This is a genomic window from Streptococcus sp. k-378 (genome assembly GCF_013277505.1).
GTDB lineage: Bacteria > Bacillota > Bacilli > Lactobacillales > Streptococcaceae > Streptococcus > Streptococcus pseudopneumoniae.
This window is the reverse complement of record NZ_VMNC01000038.1, coordinates 1-8592: the sequence shown is the minus strand read 5'-3', so window position 1 is coordinate 8592 and position 8592 is coordinate 1. Positions and strand designations below refer to the sequence as shown.

Sequence of the window (8592 nt, the reverse complement as noted above, 5' to 3'; positions counted from 1 at the left end):
TCACGGGTGGTTATGACTCGTGTATTGGAAGAATAAATCGCTATAAAAAACTATATAAAGATATTTTTCGGTCAAATATCTTGCTAGGGCTTTCAATTTCTGTTATAATGGTCTAGTAATTAAATAATAAAGACATTTGGGGTGCTTTAGGCTGAGATGATACCCATTGAACCTGATACAGTTAAGACTGGCGAAGGGAAATGTGAACCGTTTTTTTCGTATGGTGAAATGAACGGTCTAATCTTGTAAGTCAACTCTAATTCTTGATTGTAATTGGAGTTTTTTGTTTATATAAACTGGATAGGCTTGTTTAGGTAGCTCTCTGTAAATGCCCTCGATGTGCTTTAAAAGGATCAAGTGGAATTACGATTTTACTTGGTATTTCTTGGTGTTTTATTAATTACTAACAAGTAAAGAGAGGAGAAGTAAATATGGAAACACAGGTTTATGCATTTCAGCCAGGTTTGACTGTTGGAGAATTATTAAAAAGCAGTCAGAAGGATTGGCAGGCTGCAATCAATCATCGTTTTGTTAAGGAACTTTTTGCAGGGACAATTGAGAATAAGGCCTTAAAAGACTACCTGATTCAAGATTATCACTTCTTTGATGCCTTTTTATCCATGTTGGGTTCCTGCGTAGCCCACGCAGACCAGCTTGAATCCAAGCTTCGTTTTGCCAAACAACTAGGCTTTCTTGAAGCAGATGAAGATGGCTATTTCCAAAAGGCTTTCAAAGAGTTAAACGTATCTGAGAATGACTATCTAGAAGTGAGCTTGCACCCTGTAACAAAAGCCTTTCAGAATCTAATGTACTCGGCAGTGGCTTCATCAGACTATGCCCATCTTTTGGTCATGCTGGTCATTGCAGAAGGACTCTATTTAGACTGGGGTTCTAAAGCTTTGGCTCTTCCTGAAGCCTATATTCATTCGGAATGGATCAATCTCCACAGAGGTCCTTTCTTTGCAGAGTGGGTTCAATTTCTGGTTGACGAACTCAATCGTGTCGGAAAAGGTCGAGAAGATTTGACAGAGCTTCAGCAACGCTGGAATCAAGCGGTCGCTTTAGAATTAGCCTTTTTTGATATTGGTTATGATGCCTAGAGAAGGCTCATGATATTTACAAATTTGATGAGTTAATACTCTTCGAAAATCTCTTCAAACCACGTCAGCTTCACCTTGCCGTAGGTATGGTGTTCTATCTGCAACCTCAANNTTGAGCAACCTGCGGTTAGCTTCCTAGTTTGTTCTTTGATTTTCATTGAGTATAAATCATTCAATGTAACTGAAAAATTTCTTAACGAAAGATAGAGATAAATCGAAATCAGTAGATCGTATAAAGTGTAAAGGAAGGATTTCAATATGACAAGTTTAAAATTATTAAAAGAAAAAGCACCATTGGTCATTTGCATCACCAATGATGTGGTAAAAAATTTCACAGCAAATGGATTAGTAGCACTGGGTGTCTCACCAGCCATGAGTGAGTTTCCAGCAGATTTAGAGGATTTGTTAAAGTATGCTGGTGGCTTATTAATAAACATAGGAACATTGACAGATGAAAATTGGAAATTATACCAAGCTGCTCTGAAAATTGCAGAGAAATATAATGTCCCAGCAGTTTTAGATCCTGTAGCCTGTGGAGCAGGAGAATATAGAAAAAAAGTAGCAGATGATTTAATCAACAATTACAAACTAGCTGCGATTAGGGGGAATGCTGGCGAGATTGCTTCTTTAGTAGGGATAAATGTGGTATCTAAAGGAGTAGATAGTGCGGGAGTAGATAATATTGACGAAATTGCTCTAGCAGCAAATGAGAAGTTCAATATTCCAATAGTAGTAACAGGCGAAGTGGATGCTATTGCGGTAAATGGAGAAGTGGTAACGATTCATAATGGTAGTGCCATGATGCCAAAAGTCATTGGGACAGGATGCTTATTAGGTGCTGTAGTAGCAAGCTTTATCGGACTTGAAAAAGGTCAAGAATTGAAATCATTAGAAACAGCAATGTTGGTTTACAATATCGCTGGAGAAATGGCAGAAAAACGTCCAAATGGACATCTTCCTGGAACATTTAAAGTTGAATTTATGAATGCCTTATACGAGATTACAGATGAAGATGTAAAGGAATTCAAAAGAGTGAAGTAAGATGTTTCATAAAGAATTACTAAAACTATATTTTATTTGTGGAACGACTACTTGCCAAGAAAAAAATCTATATACAGTCGTTGAGGAAGCCTTAAAAGGTGGTATAACCTTATTTCAATTTCGTGAAAAAGGTGAGGGAGCCTTAGAAGGTAAAGAAAAAGTCGAAGTAGCAATTAAACTACAGGATCTTTGTAAAAAATACAATGTTCCGTTTATTGTTAATGATGATATTGATTTGGCGATGGAAATTGACGCTGATGGCGTACATGTAGGACAAGATGACCTTGGAGTTGATGAAATTAGAAAATTGATGCCAGATAAAATAATTGGTCTTTCTATAAAAAACGAGAAAGAATTTCAACAGTCAAAAGTTGAATATGTAGATTATGTTGGTGTTGGTCCTGTATTTGATACCCAGTCAAAGGATGATGCTGGAGGTGCTATAGGTTATGAAGGTCTTAAATTGATGAGAAAACTATTGCCACAAATGCCCTTAGTTGCAATTGGTGGGATACAGACGCAACATATTAAAGACATTATGAAGACTAATATGGATGGTGTTTCAATCATTTCAGCAATATCGTATGCAAAAAATATAGAAAAAACTGTTCGGGAAATGAGTGAACAATAGGTATCTATCTAACCCAAGAAAGATCTGCTGTCTTTGAGAGTGCAAGGCTGTATTTCCAGTTCAATTTCTTGAACTAGTATAAAATGTGTGTTATAATAATCATACAATTAAATAATAAAGACATTTGGGGTGCTTTAGGCTGAGATGATACCCATTGAACCTGATACAGTTAAGACTGGCGAAGGGAAATGTGAAATGTTTTTTTCGTATGTCGAAAAGAACGGTCTAATCTTGTAAGCTAAACTCTAATTCCTATCTGTAATTAGAGTTTTTTCTTTTACGAAACTGGATGAAGGTGATATAAAGCCTTTTGGTAGCTCACCTTGAGTGCCCCACTTTTCAACATAAAAAAGGAGTTTTTTATGTTGAAAAAATGGCAGTTAAAAGATGTTATCTTGCTTGCTTTCTTGTCTATCTTTTTTGGTGGGGTTTTCGTTGGTTCAGGATATGTGTATAATATTCTCAGCCTACTCTTAACACCTCTTGGTTTGCAGGCCTTTGCCAATGAAATCCTCTTCGGTCTCTGGTGTATGGCTGCGCCCATTGCTGCCATCTTTGTTCCGAGAGTCGGAAGTGCAACGATTGGAGAAGTACTAGCTGCGCTTGCTGAAGTCCTTTATGGTAGCCAATTCGGTCTAGGCGCTCTTTTGTCTGGCTTGGTTCAAGGTTTGGGAAGTGAACTTGGTTTTATCGTAACCAAGAATCGCTATGAGAGTTGGCTCTCTCTAACTGCCAATAGTATTGGGATTACGCTTGTTAGCTTTGTCTATGAATACATTAAGTTAGGTTACTACGCCTTTTCCCTTCCGTTTGTCCTTTCCTTGCTTGTGGTACGTTTTATTTCTGTTTATTTCTTCTGTACCATCTTGGTTCGTGCCATTGTCAAACTCTATCATCAGTTTGCAACTGGAGGAAAAGCATAGATGGGTCTGGAATTACGGGAGATTCAGTCCCCAATTTTTTCGGAACCGATTGATTTTACTTTTCATGAGCAAGCCTTTACCTTGTTAGTTGGGAGCAGTGGTTCAGGGAAATCGAGTCTCTTTCAAATGATCGCCCAAGTCAGTTCTCTTCCCTATAGCGGTCAAGTACTGATAGATGGGAGCGAAGTCAGTCAGCTTTCTATCATCGAACGTGTCCAAACGGTTGGTATTCTCTTTCAAAATCCCAATCATCAGTTTACCATGGAGAATTTGTTTGAGGAGCTGATTTTTACCTTGGAGAATATCGGCTATCACCTTCAGGAAATTGATTCTAAAATAGCAGAGGTGGTTCTACAATGTCGCTGTGAGAAGATCTTGCACCGTCCCATCCATCACTTATCAGGTGGGGAAAAGCAAAAGGCTGCTTTGGCTGTCCTCTTTGCCATGAATCCTAGGGTCTATCTCTTGGATGAGCCCTTCGCTTCCATTGACCGCAAGAGCAGAATCGAGATATTGGAGATTCTAAAAGAGTTAGCCTCTAATGGGAAGGCAGTCATCCTGTGCGACCATGATTTATCAGACTATGAAGCCTATATCGACCATATGGTGGAGCTAAGAGACGGACAACTAAGGGAAGTGTTTCAAATCCCTTCCTCTGAGATGATACAGGTTGCTTCAAAGAAAGTTGCTTCTAGCCCGGAATTGTTACATATGGATCGAATGACTTGTGAGCTGGATAAGCGCTCCCTCTTTTCGATTATTGATTTCAGATTTTACCAAGGAATTTCCTGTATCTTGGGTGATAATGGTGTCGGGAAATCAACCCTCTTTCGGTCTATTCTTCAATTTCAAAAGTATAAGGGACGCATTACTTGGAAGGGTTCGGTTCTAAAAAAGAAAAAGAGTTTGTATCATGACCTGACGGGTGTTGTTCAGGAAGCTGAGAAACAGTTTATTAGAGTCAGTCTGCGAGAAGAGCTCCAATTAGATGGACCTGATTCTGAAAGAAATCAGCGAATTTTTAAAGCTTTACGATATTTTGATCTGGAGCAGGCAGTCGATAAGAGTCCCTATCAATTAAGTGGTGGTCAGCAAAAAATTCTTCAGCTCTTGACCATCTTGACCAGTAAGGCTTCAGTGATTTTGCTAGATGAACCTTTTGCAGGTTTGGATGATAGAGCTTGCCATTATTTTTGCAAGTGGATTGTGGAGGAGAGAAATCAAGGAAGAAGTTTTCTGATCATTAGCCATCGTTTAGATCCCTTGATCTCTGTGGTTGATTATTGGATTGAGATGACTAGTCAGGGTCTCAGTCATGTGAAAGCAGTGACAATTACCAAACCACTCACATCTCAGAGTAGCAATGCTCAAAGGGAGGTGAGATAGTATGGTCAAAGTAGCAACCCAGACACCGATTATCAGTCTCTTCTTGCTGATTTTATCCTTGGAAACATCTTTCATTCCTTCGATTGCTCTGAATCTTTCGGTAGTCGCATTCTGTATTCTCTTTATGCTCTATTACCGTCGATTTAAAATGTTAGCTTGGATGATCATACTTGCCATTTTGCCATCCTTTGCCAACTACTGGGCAGTTCAGTTACATGGAGATGTTTCGCAGGCGGTCATGCTTGGAACGAGGGCCTTTGTGACAGTTTGTATCGGACTTGTCTTTATTTCCTCTATTTCACTAAAAGAGCTTCTCTTGTACTTGGCTCAAAAGGGGTTATCACGGTCATGGGCCTATGCCTTGATTGTGGTATTCAATTCCTTTCCCCTTATTCAGCAAGAAATCAAGTCCCTCAAGGAAGCTTGCTTATTACGCGGTCAAGAACTACATTTTTGGTCGCCCTTGATTTACAGCAAGGTTCTGATGACAGTCTTTAGGTGGCGCCATCTTTACCTGAGAGCTCTATCGGCGCATGGATATGACGAACATGCACAGGTGGAGAATAGCTATCGGACTTTTTATATTCCTAAAAGGACAATATTCATCTACCTGCTGTTCTTTTTATTGCTTCAAACCAGTCTATTTTTATAAAGGAGTTATTATGGAATTTACAGATATTGCGATGGAATTATCCAAGGAAGCTTGGCAGGCTTCCTTTCATCATCCCTTTATTTTACAATTACAAGAGGGGAATTTAGAACCTGCCATTTTCCGCTATTACCTGATTCAGGATGCCTACTATCTGAAGGCCTTCTCAGAAATCTATCACCTTTTGGCTGATAAGACTTCAAACCAAGAGATGAAAAGACTCTTGAAACAAAATGCTCAGAGTCTAGTGGAGGGTGAGTTGTTTATCCGCCAACAATTTTTCAAGGAATTGGAAATCAGCGATCAGGAAATGGAGCAACATCCAATCGCTCCAACCTGTTATCATTACATTTCACATATTTATCGGCAATTTGCAGAGCCAAACTTGGGCATTGCCTTTGCAAGTTTGCTACCTTGTCCTTGGTTATACCATGATATAGGCAAATCACTTAATCTTAAACCATCACCAAATCCTCTCTACCAACAATGGATTGAAACTTATATTACGGATGAGTTAGAGCAACAGATCAGAGAGGAGGGAGCGCTGGTCAATCAACTCTATCGCGAAAGTGATGAGACAGACAAGAAAAAAATGCTAGATGCCTTCCACATCAGTGTTCACATGGAAGCCAAGTTTTGGCAAATGGCCTACCAACACCAGACATGGAAGAGCGATTTACAGTCTTTAGAAACAGGAGAAGAATAGAAATATGAGAAAGCACCAACTACAAGTTCACAAATTAACCATTTTATCTATGATGATTGCCCTTGATGTAGTCCTTACGCCTATCTTTCGGATTGAGGGAATGGCACCGATGTCCAGTGTAGTCAATATTCTAGCAGGAATCATGATGGGACCTGTTTATGCCTTGGTTATGGCTACAGTGACAGCCTTTATCCGTATGACGACTCAAGGGATTCCGCCTTTAGCTCTCACAGGAGCGACTTTTGGAGCCCTTCTAGCAGGTCTCTTTTATAAGTACGGTCGAAAATTTCACTATTCTGCTCTAGGAGAGATTTTGGGAACAGGTATCATTGGTTCTATTGTTTCCTATCCTGTTATGGTGCTCTTTACAGGATCAGCTGCTAAGCTCAGCTGGTTTATCTATACTCCTCGATTTTTCGGAGCAACCTTGATTGGTACAGCGATTTCCTTTATTGCTTTTCGATTTTTAATCAAGCAGGAATTCTTTAAAAAAGTGCAGGGATATTTCTTTGGTGAAAGGATAGAATGATGCAGGAATTGATAAATCCTTTTCCTCTGGAAACGAGTTCTCTTATTCACTGTATGACCAATGAGATTTCTTGTGAGATGCTGGCAAATGGGATTTTGGCTCTGGGATGCAAACCTGTCATGGCAGATGATCCCCGTGAGGTTCTTGATTTTACTAAGCAAAGTCAGGCTCTCTTCATCAATTTGGGGCATTTGTCAGCTGAGAAGGAAAAAGCAATCCGCATGGCAGCCTCGTATGCAGCTCAAGTTTCTCTTCCAATGGTAGTAGATGCGGTCGGCGTAACGGCTTCCTCCATTCGTAAGAGCTTAGTTAAAGACATTTTAGACTATAGACCTACGGTCCTTAAAGGAAACATGTCAGAAATTCGAAGTCTTGTTGGCTTAAAACACCACGGCGTTGGTGTCGATGCGAGTGCTAAAGACCAAGAAACGGAGGATTTACTTCAAGTCTTGAAAGACTGGTGTCAGACCTATCCTGGTATGTCTTTCTTAGTTACTGGCCCCAAGGACCTCATCGTTTCGAAGAATCAGGTCGCTGTACTGGGAAATGGCTGTGTAGAGTTAGACTGGATAACAGGGACAGGAGACTTGGTTGGAGCCTTAACAGCTGTTTTTCTCAGCCAAGGAAAGACTGGTTTTGAAGCTTCTTGCTTAGCAGTCTCTTATCTCAATATCGCTGCTGAGAAAATAGTTGTTCAAGGAATGGGATTGGAAGAATTTCGTTACCAAGTACTCAATCAGCTTTCGCTCCTCAAAAGAGATGAAAATTGGCTAGATACCATCAAAGGAGAGGTTTATGAATAGAGAAGCACTTAGACTATATCTGGTAACCAATCGTTATCAAGATTCCGTGGAAAGCTTTCTTGCAAAAGTTGAGACGGCCTGCCGTTCAGGGGTTACCATAGTCCAATTACGAGAAAAAAATCTCACAACCAATCAATATTATCAACTGGCAAAACAAGTCAAGGAAATAACAGATGTTTATCAGGTACCCTTGATAATCGATGATCGGTTGGATGTTTGTATTGCGGTTGATGCAGCAGGTCTGCATATCGGAGATGATGAATTACCCGTTTCGGTTGCCCGACAAGTCTTGGGACCTGATAAAATCCTAGGTGTCACCGCTAAAACGGTTAAAAGAGCTCTGGAAGCAGAAACATCAGGTGCAGATTACTTGGGGACAGGAGCCATTTTCCCAACTACCACCAAGGAAAATGCGCCCATTACTCTGATATCAACCTTGAAAACAATTTGCCAAACGGTTGCCATTCCAGTAGTTGCTATTGGAGGCTTGACTTCAGAGAACATTGACCAGCTTATGGGCACTGGCATAGCTGGAGTAGCAGTCGTACGCGATCTGATGCAGGCAGAAGATATTGAGGCAAAAACCCAAGCCTTTTTATCAAAGTTGGATGACATTATTTCCTAACTAATACTCAATGAAAATCAAAGAGCAAACTAGGAAGCTAGCCGCAGGTTGCTCAAAGCCCTGCCTTGAGGTTTCAGATAGAAGCTGACGTAGTCAGCTCAAAACACTGTTTTGAGGTTGTGGATAGAACTGACGAAGTCAGTAACTATACGCACGGTAAGGCGAAGCTGACGTGGTTTGAAGAGATTTTCGAAGAGTA

10 protein-coding genes and 2 riboswitches are annotated in these 8592 nt (G+C 40.2%); all 10 genes read left to right on the top strand.

Going from position 1 to position 8592, the window contains the following annotated elements:
- Positions 1-127: 127 nt before the first annotated feature.
- A riboswitch (TPP riboswitch) is annotated at positions 128-216 on the top strand.
- 215 nt (positions 217-431) lie between these two features.
- The 10 genes from HT719_RS04750 (at position 432) to thiE (HT719_RS04705) (ending at position 8393) form a co-directional block, all read left to right on the top strand.
- Positions 432-1100, top strand: a complete 669-nt coding sequence (locus tag HT719_RS04750; RefSeq protein ID WP_023941460.1) for a TenA family protein — start codon at positions 432-434, stop codon at positions 1098-1100.
- Between the two features lie 258 nt (positions 1101-1358).
- On the top strand, positions 1359-2141 hold the full coding sequence (thiM, locus tag HT719_RS04745; protein ID WP_172928424.1) for a hydroxyethylthiazole kinase: 783 nt from the start codon (positions 1359-1361) through the stop codon (positions 2139-2141).
- 1 nt (position 2142) lies between these two features.
- Complete coding sequence (gene thiE / locus HT719_RS04740) at positions 2143-2772, top strand: thiamine phosphate synthase (RefSeq protein WP_172928423.1); 630 nt, start codon at positions 2143-2145, stop codon at positions 2770-2772.
- Positions 2773-2887: 115 nt separating this feature from the next.
- Positions 2888-2976, top strand: a riboswitch (TPP riboswitch).
- 158 nt (positions 2977-3134) lie between these two features.
- Positions 3135-3695 carry an ECF transporter S component gene (locus tag HT719_RS04735; RefSeq protein ID WP_000915290.1) on the top strand — a complete coding sequence of 187 codons (561 nt, stop codon included), beginning with the start codon at positions 3135-3137 and terminating at the stop codon, positions 3693-3695.
- The gene (locus HT719_RS04730) at positions 3696-5081 is read left to right on the top strand and encodes an ABC transporter ATP-binding protein (RefSeq protein WP_172928422.1); all 1386 of its coding nucleotides are present in this window, start codon (positions 3696-3698) and stop codon (positions 5079-5081) included.
- A gap of 1 nt (position 5082) precedes the next feature.
- Positions 5083-5733 carry an energy-coupling factor transporter transmembrane component T gene (locus tag HT719_RS04725; protein ID WP_172928421.1) on the top strand — a complete coding sequence of 217 codons (651 nt, stop codon included), beginning with the start codon at positions 5083-5085 and terminating at the stop codon, positions 5731-5733.
- A 10-nt stretch (positions 5734-5743) separates the two neighbouring features.
- Positions 5744-6436 carry a thiaminase II gene (gene tenA, locus HT719_RS04720; protein ID WP_172928419.1) on the top strand — a complete coding sequence of 231 codons (693 nt, stop codon included), beginning with the start codon at positions 5744-5746 and terminating at the stop codon, positions 6434-6436.
- 4 nt (positions 6437-6440) lie between these two features.
- Entirely contained in the window at positions 6441-6965 is a 525-nt protein-coding gene (thiW, locus tag HT719_RS04715; protein ID WP_172928417.1) for an energy coupling factor transporter S component ThiW, read from the top strand.
- Entirely contained in the window at positions 6965-7768 is an 804-nt protein-coding gene (locus HT719_RS04710; protein WP_172928415.1) for a hydroxyethylthiazole kinase, read from the top strand. Before thiW ends, HT719_RS04710 begins: the two co-directional genes overlap by 1 nt.
- Positions 7761-8393 carry a thiamine phosphate synthase gene (thiE, locus tag HT719_RS04705; RefSeq protein ID WP_172928413.1) on the top strand — a complete coding sequence of 211 codons (633 nt, stop codon included), beginning with the start codon at positions 7761-7763 and terminating at the stop codon, positions 8391-8393. Before HT719_RS04710 ends, thiE (HT719_RS04705) begins: the two co-directional genes overlap by 8 nt.
- Positions 8394-8592 lie beyond the last annotated feature (199 nt).